Below are 16,973 nucleotides of genomic sequence, written 5' to 3' on the forward strand. Positions count from 1 at the left end.
CGCCGGTCAGGCGAGGCCGAGGTAGCGGCGTTCGTTGAACTTCTCGCCCGTGCAGGAGGCTCCGAGGTCGTGGCCGATGCGCTCGATCACGTCCGCCAGTTCCAGCCGAGCCAACCACGAGCGGGGCAGGACCGCCGTGCCGTGGCGGGCGCCGAGGATGCTGCCGGTCACGGCCGCGGTGGAGTCGCTGTGCCCGGAGTGGTTGACCGCCAGCCGCAGGGCGTCGGTGAACTGGTCGGGCTTCGGCAGCGCGAGCGCGCAGTAGACGCCGATGGACAGCGCCTCCGGGCCGATCCAGCCCTGTCCTAGCCGCTCGATGTGCCCGACGCTCGCGCCGAGCCGCGCCAGCGTCGAAGCCTCCGCGAGGGCCGTGGCCGTCTCGGCGTCTTCGCGCAACACGCGGCCAGCCGCCTGGTCGACAGCTGCCGGCAGCTTCCGCTGCTGCACCGCGACGAGGTGCACGATCAGCGCCAGCGCTCCCGCCGAGGCCCAGCCGCCGACGCCGCCGTGGGTGAGCGCCGCGCATTGGCAGGCCAGCTGGTAGGCCATCTCGGCGGTCGGCGAGAAGCCGAGCGGCGCGCTGCGGTCCACGCCGCCGCAGCCCTTGGAGCTGTTCCGCGGCCGGTCCGGGGTGCCGAGTTCGGGTTCTTGCAGGGCGCGCAGGCTGGTCAGGCCGGGGGCCCGGCCGGCGTACAGCTCGGGCTCAGCCATCAGGCCGGTCGCACCGGGCTGCGGCTTGTTCTCCTGCTGGGTGGTCAACCACCGGCGGTAGGCGGCGGCGGTCGACTCGACCGGACGCCAGTTGCCGCCGTTGTTGCCTGTTGTCCAGGCGTGCAGGTAGCCCTCGCCGGTGAACAGCGACATCTGCGTGGCGTCGCCCAGCAGGGCCTGAGGTGGTGGTTCGGCGACGCCTGCTTGGCCGAATTCGGCGCGGATGTCGTCCAGCTGCGCGTACTCGACCGGGCTGCCGAGCGCATCGCCTAGCGCCCCGCCGAGCAGGCAGGCCACCGCGCGATCGACCACTGTGGACGGCGTGGGCACGGGGTGGGCTCTCCTTCCACAGTGTCCTCATACGAGTGATCGGCGTGTCCCGACTTTACTTGGCGTGTTGGCTCGTCGGCAGGCGTTCACCGCAAGAATGGGCGCGCGTGGGACGTCCCGGGAGGAATCGGGCATGGCTCCATTGGGGTGAACCGCGGGCCGGCGATCGGTCTCCGCTCGGCCGGTGATCGTTACGGTGTGTCCGGTTTTGGGGAGGTGAGCGCGCCGCCGTACGGGTTCTCCGGGGGTGTGGACTCGGTGTGCGCCTTGGTCGAGACTGACTGCCTGAAGGCTCAACCAAAACATGAGCGAAAGTCGGATTTGGGGATGATGGCGGGGCACGACAGCTCGACCGAGGTGCCGAGCGCGGGATTGGAGTTCCGCCTGCTCGGTCCTCTTGAGGTGCGCGCCGACGGCGTCGCGCAGCCGCTGGGCGGCGCCCCGGTTCGCGCCCTGCTGGCCTGCCTGCTGCTGGAGCCGAACCAGGTCGTGTCGATGGACCGGCTGATCGACACGCTGTGGGAGAACGAGCCGCCGGCCAGTGCCCGCACCATCATCCACGGCTACGTCTCCAGGCTGCGCAAGCTCTTCGGGGCCGCGGCAGAACAGGCCGAGATCGTCACCCGCCCGCCCGGCTACCTGCTGCGGGTCGACAGCGACCGGATCGATGCCCACCGCGCGAGAACCCTGATCAACCGCGCGCACGGCATGGAACCCGCGGCGCGGTCGCAGGTGCTGGCCGAAGCGCTGATGCTGTGGCGGGGCCCGGTGCTCTCGGACATCGCGAGCAGCAGGCTGTACCGGATGGTCGCGCCCAACCTGGACGAGCTGCGGCTGCTGGCGCTGGAGGAGCGGATCGCCGCCGACCTGGACCTCGGCCTCCACCACCAGTTGGTGCTGGAGCTGTCCACCCTGGTCGACCGCCAACCGCTGCGGGAACGGCTCACCGGCCAGCTGATGCTCGCCCACTACCGCGCGGGGCACCGCGCCGAGGCGCAGTCCCGCTACCACGACCTGCGCCGCCGGCTGTCCCACGAGCTCGGCCTCGATCCCGGGCCCGAGCTGCGCGAACTCTACGAGCGGCTGCTCCGCGACGACCCAGCACTGCGCCATCCGCAGCGCCGGCCGGAACCCGGGTTCGGCATCCGGCGCCCGATCCCGGCGGAGCTGCCCCCGGCCCCAGCCGGGTTCGTCGGCCGCCAGCGCGAACTCGCCGCGCTCGACACGATGCTGGCCGAGCGCGAACAAGGCTCCAGCCTGCTCGCCGTGGTGACCGGCACTGCCGGCGTCGGCAAGAGCGCCCTCGCGCTGACCTGGGCGCACCGCGTCGAGCACGAGTTCCCGGACGGTCAGCTCTACGCGTCGCTGCGCGGCTTCGACTCGGAACGCGAGCCCCTGACGCCCGGCGAAGTGCTGACCAGCATGCTGAAAGCGCTTGGTGTCGCGGCGAATGCGATCCCCGTCGAGCTGGACGACCGCACGGCGCTCTACCGGTCGTTTTTGGCGAAGCGCCGGGTTCTGGTGCTGCTCGACAACGCGCGCGACTCGGAGCAGGTGCGGCCGCTGCTGCCGGGCAGCGCCGAATCGCTGGTGCTGATCACCAGCAGACGGCGGCTGGACGGGCTGGTGGTGCGCAGCGGAGCTCGGGTGCTGCCGCTGGAAACGCTGCCGACCGAGACCGCGATCGAATTGCTCGACCGGGCGGGCGTGCCCGGCAAATCAGCCTCCGAACCGGCCGCCGCGGCCCAGCTGGCGGACTTGTGCGGCGGGCTGCCGCTGGCGTTACGCATCGCCGCCGCGCGGCTCGCGGCGAATCCGGCGCGCGGCGTGTCCGACCTGGTGCACGAGCTGACCGATGAGCGGAACCGGCTGCACGCGCTGGACATCGACGATGCTGATACGAGCGTCCGCCGCGCTTTCGACATCTCCTACCGGAGCCTGCACCCGGTGCACGCCGACACCTTCCGGCTGCTCGGGCTCGTGCCCGGCCATACCTTCACCGCGCACGCGGTCGCCGCCCTGTGCGACACCGATCCGCCCAGCGCGCAGCGGAGATTACGGGCCTTGGCGCTGGCACACCTGGTCACCGAGCCCGAGCCGGATCGGTTCGGCATGCACGACCTGCTGCGCGTCTACGCCCGAGACCTGCTCGCCGCGCCGAGCTCGATCGCCACCGAGGCGCTGCGCCGGTTGCTGAACCACTACCTCGTCACGGCCGACCACGCGCGCCGCTTCCTCCGCCCCGCCCGGGATGACCTGGACTTCTCCAGCGGCACCGAGGTGCCCAGGCCGCAGATCACCGACCGCGCCCAGGCGCTGGAGTGGTTCGACGCGGAATGGCCGAACCTGGTCGCCGCGATCCGGGCGGCCAACTCGGAAGGCATGCACGACCTCGCCTGGCCGCTGGTGCGCCTGCAGTTCAACTACCTGATGGTGCGCTGCCCCTGGGAAGACTGGATCCGGATCTACACCGACGGGCTCGACTCGGCCCGCGCGGTGGACGACCGGGCGGGCAAGGTGCTGATGTCGGCCGGGCTCGGGGTGGCGTGCTCGCGGTCGGGCCAGCTGGACGCGGCGCTGGCGCACTACGACGAGTCGTACCGGGTCGCGGTGCAGACCGGCGATTCCGCCCGGTTGGCGATGACCCAGGTCAACATGGGCAGCGTGCTGTTCCGCCTGAAGCGCTACGAAGAAGCGAAAGTGCACTGCCAGGACGCGCTCCGGGTCTACCGCTCGCTGGGCGACCGGTACTTCGTGGCCGGTGCGCTGAACAACCTGGCCATGGTGGAGCAGGTCAACGGCGAGCTGGAGGAGGCACTGGCGCACCTGCGCGAGGCAGAAGCGCTGTACCGGGACGCCGACGATCTGGAGACGTTGGCGATGGTGCTGAACAACTGCGGCGAAGTAAGCATCGAGCTGGGCCGGATCGCCGACGGCGAGCGCTTCCACCACGAGGCCCTGGACGTGGCGCTGAAGTGCGGCTCCGCGATGCGGCAGGCGTCGGCGTACCTGGGTCTCGGCGACGCCGCCCGGTCCCGCGGCGACCAGCAGGTGGCCCGGACCCGCTGGGACACCGCGCTGGCGATCTTCGAGGCGGAGGGCTCGCCGCGCGCGGCGGAGGTCCGCGCGCGGCTGGAAGATCTCTCCGTGGCCGCCTGCTGAGGGGCGTTTAGCCGACGTTTAGCGGGTGTGTAGCGCGCGCTGGGAACTTGATCTGCGTGCGGATCAAGCCGTGCATGGTTCGCACGAACGGGCGGCTCTGGGGGGAGTCCAAGGGGGGATTGTCGCCCGGCCGTCCCGGTCGGCACTCGTGGCCGGCCGGGGCGGCCGTAGGGGGGTTTGACATTCGGGATGGTTCTCCCGAATGGACGTTTGGGGGTGAGTGCGGGCTTTCGGCCGCGGGAGTGGGTGATCCCGGCCGAAAGTCCGCACTTCGTCTTGTTGCCGGTGTCCGTCTTGTTGCCGGTGTCCGCGGTCGGTTTTGCGTGGCGGGGCGAGTAGCGGAACCTCGGACGCCTTCTCGCTGCGGGATCCCCGACATCAGCTAATAACCACGTCGTGGCTGTCCTCGGCCGAGAGCCCTAGAGCCTAGACGAGTAAGTCTGAATACGATCAGTGATCGTAGGCGGTGAGCGAGCGAGTGACTGGCTGGCCGGTGCGGAAGTTGTGCCAGATCGCGGCGGCCAGGGACAGCACACGCTGGGCGACGCGCCCTGTTCGGGGGGGCACGTCTGCCGATGGCCACCTTCGCGTGGCGGAAGAACACCCGTGAGCGTTTTTGGGTGCCATAGCACCCAAAAACACGCACGGCACCTTCGCTGCGGATCATGGACGCCCTCGCCTCATGCCCGCAGGAATTTGGACTTACTCGACTAGGGCGGACACCGTCTGAGAACCCGCGGCGGTGCCGGTGCGGGGTGGACTAAGCGGCTTCGCCGCTTCACAGACAAAGATCAAACAGCCGGCCGTTCGGCAGCTGTACGCCCCACAAGCTCATGCGCCTGCAACAGGCGAAACGGCACCACCGTGACCTCAGGTCGAGGGGTGTCCCGCGGTGAGCTTCTCCAGTTGGGGGCGCTTCGCGGGGCGGCCGTCGCCGCTGGACACGCCCCGCAAGCGGCGGCCGATCCACGGTGCCAGGTACTCGCGGGCCCACCGGATGTCCTGGACGCGCTGGGCCCGCCACGGCGTGCCGGGGGTGACCGGCCAGGGCTCGCTCCAGTCGGCGGCGACCGGCACGCCCAGCGCCTCGCAGGCCCGCAGCGCGACCCGGCGGTGGCCCGCCGCGGACAGGTGCAGCCGGTCCTCGCTCCAGGCCCGGGCGTCCCGCAGCACCCGCATCGACCACTGGTCGAGCACGTAGCAGCCGTGCTTGTCGGCGATCGCCCGCAGGTGCGAGTTGTAGGTCCCGATCTTGCCCCGGACGTGGCGCAGCACCGGGATTTCGCGGGTGTCGAAGCCGGTGCCGATCAGCACGTCGGCGCCGGCGGCGCGCAGCTTGCCGACCCCGGCGTCGAAGAGCTCCGCGATCGCGTCGGGGTCGCTGCCTGGGCGGATGAGGTCGTTGCCGCCGGCGGTGAAGGCGACCAGCGCGGGCCGCAGCTCGATGGCCTGCGGCACCTGGTCGGCGACGATCTGGCGGATCAGCTTGCCGCGCACCGCCAGGTTGGCGTAGCGCAGCTCCGGGTTCTGGACGGTCAGGTGCTCGGCCAGCCGGTCGGCCCAGCCCCGGTAGCCCCCGGCGGGATCGGCGTCGCCGATCCCCTCGGTGAGGCTGTCTCCCAGCGCGACAAAGCTGTCCCAGCGTGCCGAGCCGACGCTGCGCTGCGATTCCATTGACGATGTCCTTCCTGGTCATTCATCCCGCACGCGCGGTGATCCGGGACCACATTGGCGCTCGAACAGCTACGTACGCCACCTTCGGTTCGCTCTAGTGATTAACGGCACGAAATGGTCCATGATCCTGTCTGATTTGCCCGGGTATGGCACGTCCGTTGCGTTTTCCGTTGCCGCATCGCACCTTTTCAGCATCGCGGCGGTAACTGGGTGGCTATTCCTCGAAACACCAGTACGGGTGAACGGCAGCTGCTACTGTCCTTCGGCGGTAACAGAAGCAACGAGGGGGCCCGCGATGTCGCGATCGATGCAGGTGGCAGGTCGGTGTGCGTTCGGGGAGACGCAGCGTCGTCTGCCCTTTCGCGTCATCGCGGTCGGTTGAGTTGGGGAACTGCCGCATGCTCCACCGCGTCGGTTCCAGTGCACCCGCCGCCCGGGTCCGCCCGGATGCCGCGCGCCGCTCCAGCCGTCCCGAATACCTGGGGGAACCGTGACGTCACCGCAGAATCCGGCGTCCGCGCCGGGGCCAGCGGGCTTCGACGCGCAGCAGCGGGCCAGTGGCCCGGTAGGACGACGCCGAGCGGACGCGCCGATGCGCGGCTCGCTCGGCGGTGAGGTGCCGCCCGCCGGACCGCCCGCGCCAGGCGGGCCACGACCCGCCCCGCGTCCGCAGCGCTTGGACTTGAGGGGTGAGTTCGCTGCGCTTGCAGCAGAACCGCACCCGTTCGCGCTCTGGGAGCGCACCGAACAGCTGACCGATCGCTTCGAGCACGAGCAGCGCAGGGACAGCCGACCGGCGCCAGCGCCCGACAGGTCCGAAGCGCCGAAGACACCGAGCGGCGGGATGGCGCTCTCCGGAGACCTCGGCGGGCTCGACGAACCCCCGGCGCGGCCGGAACCGGCGGCCGAACTGTCCGGTTCGCTCGAACCGGAACCGGTGCCGCAGCGCCTCACCGGATTCGTCGGCGGTCTCAGCGGCTCGCTCCCGCCCGCCCCGCCGCAGGATGGCCTGCCGCCGCAGCCGCCGCTCCAGGAGGGCCCGCCGCCGCAGGTGCAGGACGGCCCGCCGCCGCAGGCGCACGACGGTCTGCTGGGCGGTCCGCCGCCGCTCCAGGAGGGCCCGCCGCCGCAGGTGCAGGACGGCCCGCCGCCGCAGGCGCAGGACGGTCTGCTGGGTGCCCTCCCGCCGCAGGCCGGTCCGCTGCGCCGCGACGTCCTGCCGCCGGGGCCCGATGGCCCGCCGCAGCAGCGCGAAACCGGGCCATCGAGTGGTCCGCTGCCGCCGATCCGCGACGGCCTGTTGAGCGGTCCGCCGCCGCAGGTCGGTCCGCCGAGCGGTCCCTTGCCGCAAGCTGGCCCGCCGCGCCGCGGCGTTCCGCCGCCCGGGCCGAACGGACCGATGCGGCACGACGCCGGGCCGACGGGTGGTCTGTCGAGCGGCCCACCGCCTCAGGTAGGCCCGCAGCCGTCGGACGGCCTGCTGGTGCCCGAGCCGGACGAGCTGCTGCGGCCTGACGCCCCGATGCCGCAAGGCGGCCAGCCACCGCAGGCGCACGACGATCTGTTGGGTGGTCCGCCGCCGCAGGCAGGCGCGCCCCGGCAGGACGCTGCGCTGCCCGGGCCGGATGGTCCGCCGCGGCGTGACGCTGGGCCGACGGGTCCGTCGAGTGGTCCGCTGCCTCAGGTTGGTCCGCCGAGCGGCCAGTTGCCGCAGCTCGGCCGGCCGCAGCCAGGCGCGCCCCGGTACGACGCTGCGCTGCCCGGGCCGGATGGTCCGCCGCGGCGTGACGCTGGGCCGACGGGTCCGTCGAGTGGTCCGCTGCCTCAGGTCGGTCCGCCGAGCGGCCAGTTGCCGCAGCTCGGCCCGCCCCGGCACGAAGGGGCTCCGTCCGAGTCGCGTCGCGACGCTCCCGCGCCGCACGCCGGTCCGCCCTCCGGGCCTCGGCTCGCCGGGCCTCCGCCCGTCGACGGTCCGCCGACGGCGGAACCGCCGCGTTCCCCCGCTCCGCAAGGTCCGCCGTCGCCTCCGGTGGGGAACCCGGTGCATCCTCTGGGTGGCCCGCCGTCGCGGCCTCCGGCCGCTCCCGGGCCGGCGCCCGAGGGGCCGCCGAGCGGGCCCATGCCGCAGGCCGGGCGCCTGGTCGGTCCGCCGCCCGCGCGGCCGGACGGCCCACCGAGCGGTCCGATGCCGGTCAACGCCGGGCCACCGCCTGCTCCGCCGGCACCGCCGCGCAAGGAACCACTGCGTCCGCCGGAACAGCAGCCCCCGGCGGACCGGCCGGTGCCACGACCGGCGCGGGCGCCGAAGCTCGCGCAACGCGCCGACGGCGGGTTCGGGCCGATGGGGTCGTCGGGCACCTGGGGTGCGTCGGCGTCGGGTCGGTCCGGTTACGGCCGGAACATGACCTGGTCGGCCGACGACTTCAAGGAGGAACGGCGGGATGACGACCTGCGCGCCGGCTCCGGCTACAAGCCGGGGGAGAACGGTAGCGGGGCGGTGCCGCAGTTCCTGGTCGAGGCCGACGAACTCTTCGAAGAGGAAGACGGCGGCGGTCGGCTGGTGGCCCCGCCAGTGCTGGGCGAGGCCCCGTCGAGCTTCCGGGACTTCTGAGGACTGCTTCGAAGTGGCATGCGCAGCGGTGCGGGAACCTCGGGCGTCTTCTCCCGGTGCGACCCCGCGCCGGTGCAGGCCGCCAGCGGCTCCAGCCGTTTGCGGGACTGATCTCTGCGGGCACGGCCGGTGCCCCGGTTGGCGCGCTGACCGGGGGCACCGGCCGGCGCACCCCGACTCGAAATGAGCTGTGATGGTCGAGACGATCACCCTGTCGATCCCCGCCGTCGACCTGCTCGGTGAGCAGCTGAACCTCGCCGTGCGCCAGTACCCGTTCGATCTCCCGCGAATGGGCGAGGCGGAGGACCGCAACCGGCTGGCCGCCCAGGTGTGGCAGGAGCTGGAGTCGACCGGTCTGGCTCGCAACGGCCGACCGGAGCCCGAGGTCGAGGACGCGCTGTACCTGCTGTGCAGCTCCGAGGTGTCGATCGCCGCCGCCGGGCTGCTCGACGTGCGCGCCGGGCAGCGGCTCGCCGCGCGGGTGGTGGCGACGGGTGAGGTCGGCGTGGTCGGTGTGCTCGACGGCAGGGGGTTGCGGATGAGATTCCTCGCCCCGGACACCCTGCCGAGGGTGTGCGCCGACCTGCTGCCCGACGCGCCGCCCGGCGGTGGCGGTGAGGTGCGCGCGGTGGCCGACCGCAGCCACGGCCGCCCGACCGATGCCGACATCGACGGGCTGGCCGAGCTGCGCGCGATCACGTCGGGGCAGAAGTACCGGCTCGGGCACTTCGTGGTCGGCGGCGCCCGCCGGGGCGGGCCGCAAGGCCGGATCCCGAACCTGATCTGGTTCGACAACGACCGGGGCCGCTACGCCCTGCAGGGCGAGCGCGCCGACGGCCAGGACGTCGTCACCTGCCGCCCGGCGGACAAGCCCCGCATCGCCGGCCAGCTGGCGGCCCTCCTCGCCCGCGCCCGCCGTCCCTGACCGACCGGCTCGGGACGAGGCACCAGTTTTCCGCAATTTCAACCGGTTTTCCGCAATTTCAATGGAAATCAGAGGTCCGATTTCCATTGAAATTGCGGAAGTTATCCACAGCCGTCCGGAGTTATCCACAGCCTTTCCACGGCACCAAGATCGACACCCAGCAAGTCCGGCACGTCTCGGCGAGGCCGGCATGTCCCAGCAAGCCCGGCATGGCTCTGGCAAGGCCAGGCGCAGCTTGGCGAGGCCGGCATGTCCCAGCACGTTCCGGCGCATCGCGGGACAGCCCTGCCCGTACGTGCCTCGGGCTCCGAGGTCGCGGGTTGCCGCGGTCGGCGTGAGCCGCTCCGACGAGCGGGGGAATCCCGGAACTGGGCGAGGTGCCCGCCACGGGTGGGTGCGAGCGGGGCCCTGGTTCGGGCAGGCTGGGTTCCGTGACCCAGGACCGGCAGGTGGAGATCGCAGCGGACCGCGACGACCGCGACTCGTTCATCCGGCTGCTCGGTGGCCGCGGCAGCGCGGTCGACGCGAGCCTGCCGCCGATCGCGTTCGGCCTCGGGTGGTTCCTCGGTGGCGAGTCGATCGCCATCGGCGGCGGCGCGGCCGTGGTGGTGGGCGCGCTGATCGCGGGCTGGCGGCTGCAGCGGGGTGCCCGTCCGCTGGCGGTGCTGATCAGCCTGCTCGCGGTCCTGGTCGGCGCCCTGATCGCGCTATACACCGGCGACGCCGCGGACTTCTTCCTGCCCCGGCTGGCGTCCAACGTCCTCAGCGCGCTCGTCTGGATGATCAGCATCGTGATCCGCTGGCCGCTGCTCGGCGTGGTCGTCGGGGCGGCGCTCGGCCAGGCCCGGCGGTGGCGCCGCGATCCGGTGCTGCTGCGCGCCTACAGCCGGGCGAGCTGGGTCTGGGTCGGGCAGTACACGGTGCGGCTGGTCGTGTTCATCCCGCTGTGGCTGCTGGGCGCCACCGGTGCGCTGACCATCGCGCAGGTCGTGCTGACCTGGCCGCTGGTGGCGGTCTGCATGGCGGCGAGCTGGTGGGTGGTGCGGCGGTCGCTGCCGCCGGAGCACCCCGGGCTGCGGCATCCGCGGTCGTGACCGCGCGGCTCGAGGAGCAGAATGTTGTCATGTCTCTCGGCAGCGTGATCACCGCGATAGTCACCCCGTTCGATGACGAGATGCGCGTCGACGAATCCGCCTTCCTCGCCCTGTTCCGCCACCTGATCGACCACGGCTCCGACGGCATCGTGGTCTGCGGGACGACCGGCGAGGCGCCCACGCTCACCGACGCGGAACACCTGCGGCTCATCGAGCTGGCCTGCGCGGAACGTCCGGCGGGTGCCACGGTGATCGCCTCGACCGGGTCGAACAACACCGTGCACGCCTGCGAAATGACGGAGCGGGCGACCGAGCTCGGTGCCGACGCGGTGCTCTCGGTGACCCCGTACTACAACCGCCCGAACCGGCGCGGCCTGGTCCGGCACTTCACCGAGATCGCTCGGGCCACGGACAAGCCGGTGGTGCTCTACAACGTGCCGTCCCGGATCGGCCTGTCGCTCCCGCACGACCTGCTCGCCGAGCTCGCCCAGGTCGAGCACATCGACTACGTCAAGCAGGCGGACAACGCCGCGCTCGCCCAGATCGACGGCCTCGGCCTGTACGCGGGCAACGACGACGGCCTCGCGACGGCCCTCGACATCGGGGGACTCGGCGGCATCCTGGTGGCCAGCCACCTGGTGGGCCCGCAGATGCGGCGGATGGTCGACGAGCCGGAGCACCGCGCGGAGATCGACGCTGCGCTGAAGCCGCTGTACGCGGCGTTGTCGGTGACGACCAACCCGATCCCGGTCAAGGCGGCGCTGAACCTGACCGGCCACCGGGTTGGAGGCGTCCGCCTCCCGCTGGTCGAAGCGGACGAGTCGGAACTGGCCGTCATCCGCAAGGGCTTGCAGGAAGTCGGGTTGTGATGGCGCCGCGGGTCTTCTGAGCCGGAGCCGCCCAGAAGACCCGCGGGCCCGGCCGATCAGCGCAGCGCGGCGAGGAGATCGAGAAAGCCGCTCCAGCGATCAGCAGGATGCCGCCGGTTCTGGACGCCGCAGTACCAAACGCCCCTCGGCAGGCGCTTCCCCGGCCGTGGACGCTCAAGCGCGCAGAACGCCCGCCGTAGGGTGAACGCGCTCAGGTTCCTGCCCCATGCCGGAGGATTCCGTGCCCGTCGCTCGTCGCCACCGTCGCCGCACCGCTGGATCCGGAGTCAGCAGACAGATCAGGCAGGAACGGCGACCTGCCCGCAGCGCCCGCGGGAAGCCGCCTCCGGTGTCAGCCGAGCAGGCGTTTGTGGAGGGTTTCCGGGGCCGCGGTGAGGTCCAGAGCCGCCAGCCAGGCCGCGCCCGCTTCACCTGGGCCTGCGGTGCGCTGGTCCTGGAAGCCGCGCTTTGACAGCGTGCCGCGCAGGGCCTCGCGGACCGGGTTGCCCGGTGCCATCAGCCCGCCGGCCAGCACGATCGTCCTGGTTTCCCCGTGGGCGCGGGTGGCCGCAGCGGTGTCGGCCAGGGCGCGGGCGGCGCGCCGGACGATGTCGGCTGCCGTTTCGTCCGCGGCCGCCGTGACCAGGGGTGCGAGCTCCGCCAAGCGGATCGGCAGGGCCGCGTTCACCGTGCTGATCAGCTGCTTCCGCTGCGCCGCCGGTGCATCCGGTGCATACGGTGCATTTGGCAGGAGTCGATCGCGCACGGCTGCCGTGAGCCCGTGCAGCGGTTCGTCGCGGTCCAGCGCTCGCAGCGCTGCTCGCACCGCTTCGCGGCCCAGCCAGAACGCCGACCCCTCGTCGCCGAGCAGCCAGCCGTGGCCGCCGATGGTCGCGACCATCCGGTGCTGCTCGATCCGGGCCGCGATGGCCCCCGTTCCCGCGATCAGCACCGTTCCGCCGGGTTCCGGCGTGCCCGCCGCGAAGGCCACCTCACTGTCGCTGATCGCTCGCCTGGGGCAGTGCAGGCCGAGCCGGGACCACGTGTGGTCGAACAGCGCGCTGAATTCCGGATCGGCCATCTTGCTGACCCCGGCCATGCCGATCACGCAGTTGCGCACCGCCGCCGGGTCGATCTCGGCGAGCGCGGACCGCGCGGCGTCGGCGATCTGCCGCATCGCTTGGTCGGCGGGGTGTGAGTTCGGGTTGCCGCCGGCCGCTTCGCCGCGGCCCAGCACCCGCCCCGCCAGGTCGCTTACCAGGGCCCGGCTGCTGGTGCCGCCGATGTCCAAGCCGAGTACGAGGGCCGCTTCGTCGCCGTGCATGCACTCTTTCTACCCGCCGCGACCGGGCATGGTGGGCACGACCAAAACCGGTCACGACCGTTCCCGCAGACCCCTGGCGTCTGGAGTGGCGAGCGGCTATACATCGAGGCGTTGCTGATCAGTCGGGGAGCTGGAAATGGACGACCTTACCGGGTCATGCGCCGAACTGTCCTATTTGGATGGTCCGGGTGCGGTAGCTGCCGGAACCGCGGGCCGTTGCGGGGGAGCTCGATGACCGTCGACACCCACCACCACCTGTGGGACCTCGACGTCCGGGACCAGCCGTGGATCGTCGGGCCGGAGATGGAGTCGCTGCGCCGCGACTTCCGGCCGGCCGACCTGCAGGCGGCGTTGAAGGGCTCCACGGTGGACGCCATGGTTCTGGTGCAGACCGCCGCCGACCCGGACGAGACGCCCGAGATGCTGGTGCTGGCCGACAGCGTGGACCGCATCGCGGCGGTGGTCGGCTGGGTCGACCTGACCGCCCGGGACGCCCGCGAGCGGATTGGTCGCCTGCAGGCCCACCCGTCCGGCGGCTGGCTGAAGGGCATCCGGCACCAGGTCGAGAACGAGCCCGACCCGGACTGGTTGATCCGCCCGGACGTGCTCAACGGGCTGGCGGCGGTCGAGGACGCCGGGCTGGTGTACGAACTGCTGGTCCGCCCGCACCAGCTGCCGGCCGCGATCAAGGCGGTCGGCCAGTTCCCGCAGCAGACCTTCGTGCTGGACCACTGCGCGAAGCCGCCGGTGGCCACCGGTGAGCTGGAGCCGTGGGCGAGCCGGATCCGGGAGCTGGCCGCGTTCCCGAACGTGGTGTGCAAGCTGTCCGGTCTGGTCACACAGGACGACTGGGTCCGGCAACCTGATCCGGTGCGGCTGGCGCCCTACGCGGACGTGGTGCTGGAGGCGTTCGGGCCGGGGCGGCTGATGTTCGGCTCCGATTGGCCGGTGTGCCTGCTGGCCGCCGATTACGGGCAGGTCGTGGACTTGGCCCGGCAGCTGACCGCGGGCCTCGGCGACCGGCAGCGGTCGGCGGTGTTCGACGCCACGGCTCGCGAGGTGTACGACATTTAGGGAGTTTTGGCTCTACCGAACGCCGTGCCCCGAGGCTCGCGGCCTGCTCCGTTCGGCGTAGTCTGACGATGCCCGTCTCACCCCGCCCCCTCGGTGAGGCGGGCTTTTACTTGCCCCGCAGCGGAAAGGCCCGCCGGCCCGCCGCCGCGCTGAGCATCGCCGCCGCGCTGAGCATCGCCGCCGCGCTGAGCATCGCCGCCGCGCTGAGCATCGCCGGAGCCGAGCGAAAGGACTGTTCGTGCCGATAGGCGGGGTGAGTGGGCCGTTCGCTTCTCTTCCCGCAACCGTCAACGGGTGCGGGTGACCTTCTTCAGGCCTCGCGGCTTGTCGGGGTCGAAGCCGCGGGCCAGCGCCAGCCCGAGGGCCAGCTGCTGGACCGGCAGGACCTCCAGCACCGGTGCCAGCTCCTCGGCGCAGTCCGGCACCGGGATCCGGTGCGAGGCACGCACATCCGAGGCCGCCGAGCCGATGGCGCAGACGTCCGCGCCGCGCTCGTGGACCACGTCGAGCACCTCGCGCATCGCGTCGCCGCCGCGCCCCTTGCTGCACAACGCGAGCACCGCGGTGTCCTCGTCGATCGCCGCGACCGGGCCGTGCAGCAGGTCGGCGCCGCTGTAGGCGCGGGCCGAGAGGTAGCTGGTCTCGGCAAGCTTCAGCGCCGCTTCGGAGGCGGTGGCCAGCGAGAAGCCGCGGCCGGTGGTGACCATCCGCTCCGCGAAGCGGTATCGGCGCACCGCCTCGTCCACCACCTTCTGGCCGGCGTCAAGGGCGGTTGCGGCCAGCTCGGGGATCGGCTCCGCGTTCGCGCCGTTCCCGCCCCGCACCGCGTCGACGAGCAGGTACAGGGCAAGCAACGTCGCGCTGTACGTCTTGGTCGCGGCCACTGCCTGCTCGCGGCCCGCCCGGATGTCCACCGACAGCTCTGCGGCGGAGTTCAGCGGCGAGTCTGCGGTGTTGGTGACCGCGACCGTCAGTGCGCCGCGGTTGCGGCCGGACTCGGTGACCTCCAGCAGGTCGGGGGACCCGCCGCTCTGGCTGACCGACATCAGCAGCACGTCGGTCAGGTTCGGTTGTGCGCCGTAGAGCGTGGTCGTCGACGGCGATGTCAGCCCGACGGGCAGTTCGAGCAGGACTTCGATCAGGTACTTCGCGTAGAGCGCGGCGTGGTCGCTGGAGCCGCGCGCGGCCAGCAGCGCGAAGCGCGGTCGGCGCTCCGCGATCGTCGCGGCGACCTCGGCGATCGCCTCCCGGCCGGCCAGCAGGTCGGCAAAGATCGCGGGCTGCTGGGAGATCTCGTCGGTCATGTGCCGACCGGGGGTGACGGTCATCAGGCCCATCCCTTCCGTTGAGGTCTAGACCAATCCTACTTGGGGATGCCACGGATTGTCAGGCGTGAAGCGCCGCTAGCCACCGCTAACCCTTCAGCGCGCCCGCCGTGACGCCCGACACCATCTTGCGCTGCACCGCCAGGAAGAACACCAGGACCGGCAGCGTGAACAGGGTGGCCGAGGCCATCGTCGCGCCCCAGTCCGTGCCGAACGCGTTCTGGAAGGTCTTCAGGAACACCGGCAGCGTCTGGAGGTCCTCGGAGCGCATGAAGATCAGCGCGTACAGGAACTCGTTCCACGCCGTGATGAACGCGAACACCGAGGTGGCCACCAGGCCCGGCCCCAGCAGCGGCAGGGTGACCCGCCGGAACGCCCCGGCCCGGCCGCAGCCGTCCACCATCGCGGCCTCCTCCAGGTCCATCGGGATCCCGTCGATGAACCCGCGCAGCGACCAGATGGTGAACGGCAGCGTCGTGATCCAGTAGACGAGGATCAGCGAGGGCAGCTTATTCAGCAGCCCCAGATCCCGCATGAACAGGAACATCGGCACCATCAGCGCCTCGAACGGCATCATCTGCGCGATCAGCACGAGCATCAGGAAGCCCTTGCGCCCGCGGAACCGGAACCGGCTCATCGCCAGCGCCGCCAACGCGCCCGCGACCAGCGAGCACGCGACCGCGGTGAGTGTGACCAGCAGGCTGTTGCCCAGGTAGCGGAGGAAGCCCGAGCCCAGCAGCGCGGTCGCGTAGTTCTGCAGCGTGACCGAGGTCGGCACCAGGTCGTAGGACGCCGACAGCACCTCGCCGCGTGGCTTGAGCGAGCTGGCGAACATCCAGTACGTCGGGAACGCGAACACCAGCGCGATGGCCACGGCCAGCACCGACAACCCGATCCGGCGGGTCCTCACAGCTCCACCTCCTGAGAGCGCAGCAGCAGCCGCAGGTACTGGGCGCAGACGACGACGAGCACGAGCACCATCAGCACGCTGACCGCGGCGGCCACGCCGAAGTGCTTGCCCGCGATGCCTTCGAGGTACTGCATGACCGGCAGCGTGGTGCTCCCGCCGTCCGGGCCGCCCTCGCGCATCGCCCACACCTGCGAGAACACCTTGAAGTCCCACAGGATCGACAGGAACGTCACGATCATCAGCACCGGCTTGAGGTGCGGCCAGGTGATCGAGGTGAACGTCTGCCAGCCGCCCGCGCCGTCGATCCCGGCCGATTCGTAAAGGTCGTTGGGCACCCCGAGCAGCGCGGCGTACAGCGTCATCGCCACGAACGGCACGGCCTGCCAGACGATCAGGATGCCCACCACGGTCAGCGTGCTGGTGCCGCTGGCGAACCAGGAGTTCCCGGCGAACGAGTCGAAGCCGAGCAGCACCAGCGTCTTGTTCAAGATCCCGTACTGCTGGTCGAAGATCCACTGGAATACCGTGGTCGCGGCCAGCTGCGGCACCGCCCAGGCCAGCAGCAGGCTGACCTGCAGCACCACCCGCGGGACCGCCGGCACGTGCCTCATCAGCAACGCCAGCAGCAGGGCGCCGACCACCGTGGCCGCCACGATGCACGCGGTGAACACCACGGTCCGGATCGTGACGGTCCAGAACTCGGGGTTGGAGAGGGTCTTGGCGTAGTTGCCGAAGCCGGTCCAGGTGAACTCGCCGCGGGTGAGCTCGCCGAGGTCGAGCTTGCGGAAGCTGGTCACGACGACGTTCACCGCGGGCCAGCCGAGCAGGGTGATCAGGGCGAGCACCGCGGGAGCGAGCAGCAGGTACGGCATCGCTTCCCGGACTCGCGGGCGGCGCCGGGCACCGGGCACCACGGGCGAACCCGCAGTGCCCGGCGCCGGGCGGGTATGCGTGGCGGTCATGG

14 protein-coding genes and 1 pseudogene are annotated in these 16,973 nt (G+C 71.6%); 7 read left to right on the forward strand and 8 right to left on the reverse strand.

Annotation, left to right across the window (positions count from 1 at the left end; translation table 11 throughout):
* Positions 1-6: 6 nt before the first annotated feature.
* Positions 7-1,041, reverse strand: a complete 1,035-nt coding sequence (locus ACRXBZ_RS22245) for an ADP-ribosylglycohydrolase family protein (protein WP_168586283.1) — start codon at positions 1,039-1,041, stop codon at positions 7-9.
* A 216-nt stretch (positions 1,042-1,257) separates the two neighbouring features.
* Here ACRXBZ_RS22245 and ACRXBZ_RS22250 point away from each other — a divergent pair, with 216 nt between their 5' ends.
* Positions 1,258-4,203: an AfsR/SARP family transcriptional regulator gene (locus ACRXBZ_RS22250; protein ID WP_433880741.1), complete on the forward strand. Its 2,946-nt coding sequence runs from the start codon at positions 1,258-1,260 to the stop codon at positions 4,201-4,203.
* A 450-nt stretch (positions 4,204-4,653) separates the two neighbouring features.
* Here the strand turns inward: ACRXBZ_RS22250 and ACRXBZ_RS22255 are convergent.
* The 3 genes and pseudogenes from ACRXBZ_RS22255 to ACRXBZ_RS22265 form a co-directional block, all read right to left on the reverse strand.
* Positions 4,654-4,752, reverse strand: a pseudogene (locus ACRXBZ_RS22255) (IS982 family transposase); the annotation flags it as partial.
* Positions 4,753-5,073: 321 nt separating this feature from the next.
* A complete protein-coding gene (locus tag ACRXBZ_RS22260; protein WP_433880742.1) occupies positions 5,074-5,877 on the reverse strand; it encodes an SGNH/GDSL hydrolase family protein in 804 nt (267 codons plus the stop codon).
* 496 nt (positions 5,878-6,373) lie between these two features.
* Positions 6,374-7,753, reverse strand: coding sequence for a hypothetical protein (locus ACRXBZ_RS22265; protein WP_433880743.1), 1,380 nt, complete (start codon positions 7,751-7,753; stop codon positions 6,374-6,376).
* A gap of 243 nt (positions 7,754-7,996) precedes the next feature.
* On the opposite strand from ACRXBZ_RS22265, the gene ACRXBZ_RS22270 reads away from it, so the two are divergent.
* From ACRXBZ_RS22270 to dapA, 4 genes are all read left to right on the forward strand, one after another.
* Entirely contained in the window at positions 7,997-8,488 is a 492-nt protein-coding gene (locus tag ACRXBZ_RS22270; RefSeq protein ID WP_433880744.1) for a hypothetical protein, read from the forward strand.
* Positions 8,489-8,681: 193 nt separating this feature from the next.
* Positions 8,682-9,413 carry an ESX secretion-associated protein EspG gene (locus tag ACRXBZ_RS22275; RefSeq protein WP_433880745.1) on the forward strand — a complete coding sequence of 244 codons (732 nt, stop codon included), beginning with the start codon at positions 8,682-8,684 and terminating at the stop codon, positions 9,411-9,413.
* 431 nt (positions 9,414-9,844) lie between these two features.
* Entirely contained in the window at positions 9,845-10,507 is a 663-nt protein-coding gene (locus tag ACRXBZ_RS22280; RefSeq protein WP_433880746.1) for a DUF3159 domain-containing protein, read from the forward strand.
* 29 nt (positions 10,508-10,536) lie between these two features.
* Entirely contained in the window at positions 10,537-11,376 is an 840-nt protein-coding gene (gene dapA / locus ACRXBZ_RS22285; RefSeq protein WP_433880747.1) for a 4-hydroxy-tetrahydrodipicolinate synthase, read from the forward strand.
* 352 nt (positions 11,377-11,728) lie between these two features.
* Here the strand turns inward: dapA and ACRXBZ_RS22290 are convergent, their stop codons facing one another.
* The gene (locus tag ACRXBZ_RS22290) at positions 11,729-12,700 is read right to left on the reverse strand and encodes an N-acetylglucosamine kinase (RefSeq protein ID WP_433880748.1); all 972 of its coding nucleotides are present in this window, start codon (positions 12,698-12,700) and stop codon (positions 11,729-11,731) included.
* A gap of 231 nt (positions 12,701-12,931) precedes the next feature.
* Here ACRXBZ_RS22290 and ACRXBZ_RS22295 point away from each other — a divergent pair, with 231 nt between their 5' ends.
* Together ACRXBZ_RS22295 and ACRXBZ_RS22300 are read left to right on the forward strand one after the other, a co-directional pair.
* Entirely contained in the window at positions 12,932-13,774 is an 843-nt protein-coding gene (locus ACRXBZ_RS22295; protein WP_433880749.1) for an amidohydrolase family protein, read from the forward strand.
* 110 nt (positions 13,775-13,884) lie between these two features.
* Positions 13,885-14,022: a hypothetical protein gene (locus ACRXBZ_RS22300; RefSeq protein ID WP_433880750.1), complete on the forward strand. Its 138-nt coding sequence runs from the start codon at positions 13,885-13,887 to the stop codon at positions 14,020-14,022.
* 39 nt (positions 14,023-14,061) lie between these two features.
* Here ACRXBZ_RS22300 and ACRXBZ_RS22305 read toward each other — a convergent pair whose 3' ends face one another.
* From ACRXBZ_RS22305 to ACRXBZ_RS22315, 3 genes are all read right to left on the reverse strand, one after another.
* The gene (locus ACRXBZ_RS22305; RefSeq protein WP_433880751.1) at positions 14,062-15,111 is read right to left on the reverse strand and encodes an SIS domain-containing protein; all 1,050 of its coding nucleotides are present in this window, start codon (positions 15,109-15,111) and stop codon (positions 14,062-14,064) included.
* Between the two features lie 76 nt (positions 15,112-15,187).
* Positions 15,188-16,009, reverse strand: coding sequence for a carbohydrate ABC transporter permease (locus tag ACRXBZ_RS22310; RefSeq protein ID WP_433880752.1), 822 nt, complete (start codon positions 16,007-16,009; stop codon positions 15,188-15,190).
* On the reverse strand, positions 16,006-16,971 hold the full coding sequence (locus ACRXBZ_RS22315) for a carbohydrate ABC transporter permease (protein WP_433880753.1): 966 nt from the start codon (positions 16,969-16,971) through the stop codon (positions 16,006-16,008). The genes ACRXBZ_RS22310 and ACRXBZ_RS22315 overlap by 4 nt, the downstream gene beginning before the upstream one ends.
* Positions 16,972-16,973 lie beyond the last annotated feature (2 nt).

The organism is Saccharopolyspora hattusasensis, assembly GCF_050972075.1.
Classification (GTDB): Bacteria; Actinomycetota; Actinomycetes; order Mycobacteriales; family Pseudonocardiaceae; genus Saccharopolyspora; species Saccharopolyspora hattusasensis.

Excerpts from the sequence above, each read along its gene's own strand:
- ACRXBZ_RS22290 (WP_433880748.1), bottom strand. The coding sequence starts at position 12,700 with ATGCACGGCGACGAAGCGGCCCTCGTACTCGGCTTGGACATCGGCGGC.
- ACRXBZ_RS22295 (WP_433880749.1), top strand. The coding sequence starts at position 12,932 with ATGACCGTCGACACCCACCACCACCTGTGGGACCTCGACGTCCGGGAC.
- ACRXBZ_RS22270 (WP_433880744.1), top strand. The coding sequence starts at position 7,997 with ATGCCGCAGGCCGGGCGCCTGGTCGGTCCGCCGCCCGCGCGGCCGGAC.
- ACRXBZ_RS22315 (WP_433880753.1), bottom strand. The coding sequence starts at position 16,971 with ATGACCGCCACGCATACCCGCCCGGCGCCGGGCACTGCGGGTTCGCCC.
- ACRXBZ_RS22260 (WP_433880742.1), bottom strand. The coding sequence starts at position 5,877 with ATGGAATCGCAGCGCAGCGTCGGCTCGGCACGCTGGGACAGCTTTGTC.
- ACRXBZ_RS22305 (WP_433880751.1), bottom strand. The coding sequence starts at position 15,111 with ATGGGCCTGATGACCGTCACCCCCGGTCGGCACATGACCGACGAGATC.
- dapA (WP_433880747.1), top strand. The coding sequence starts at position 10,537 with ATGTCTCTCGGCAGCGTGATCACCGCGATAGTCACCCCGTTCGATGAC.
- ACRXBZ_RS22275 (WP_433880745.1), top strand. The coding sequence starts at position 8,682 with ATGGTCGAGACGATCACCCTGTCGATCCCCGCCGTCGACCTGCTCGGT.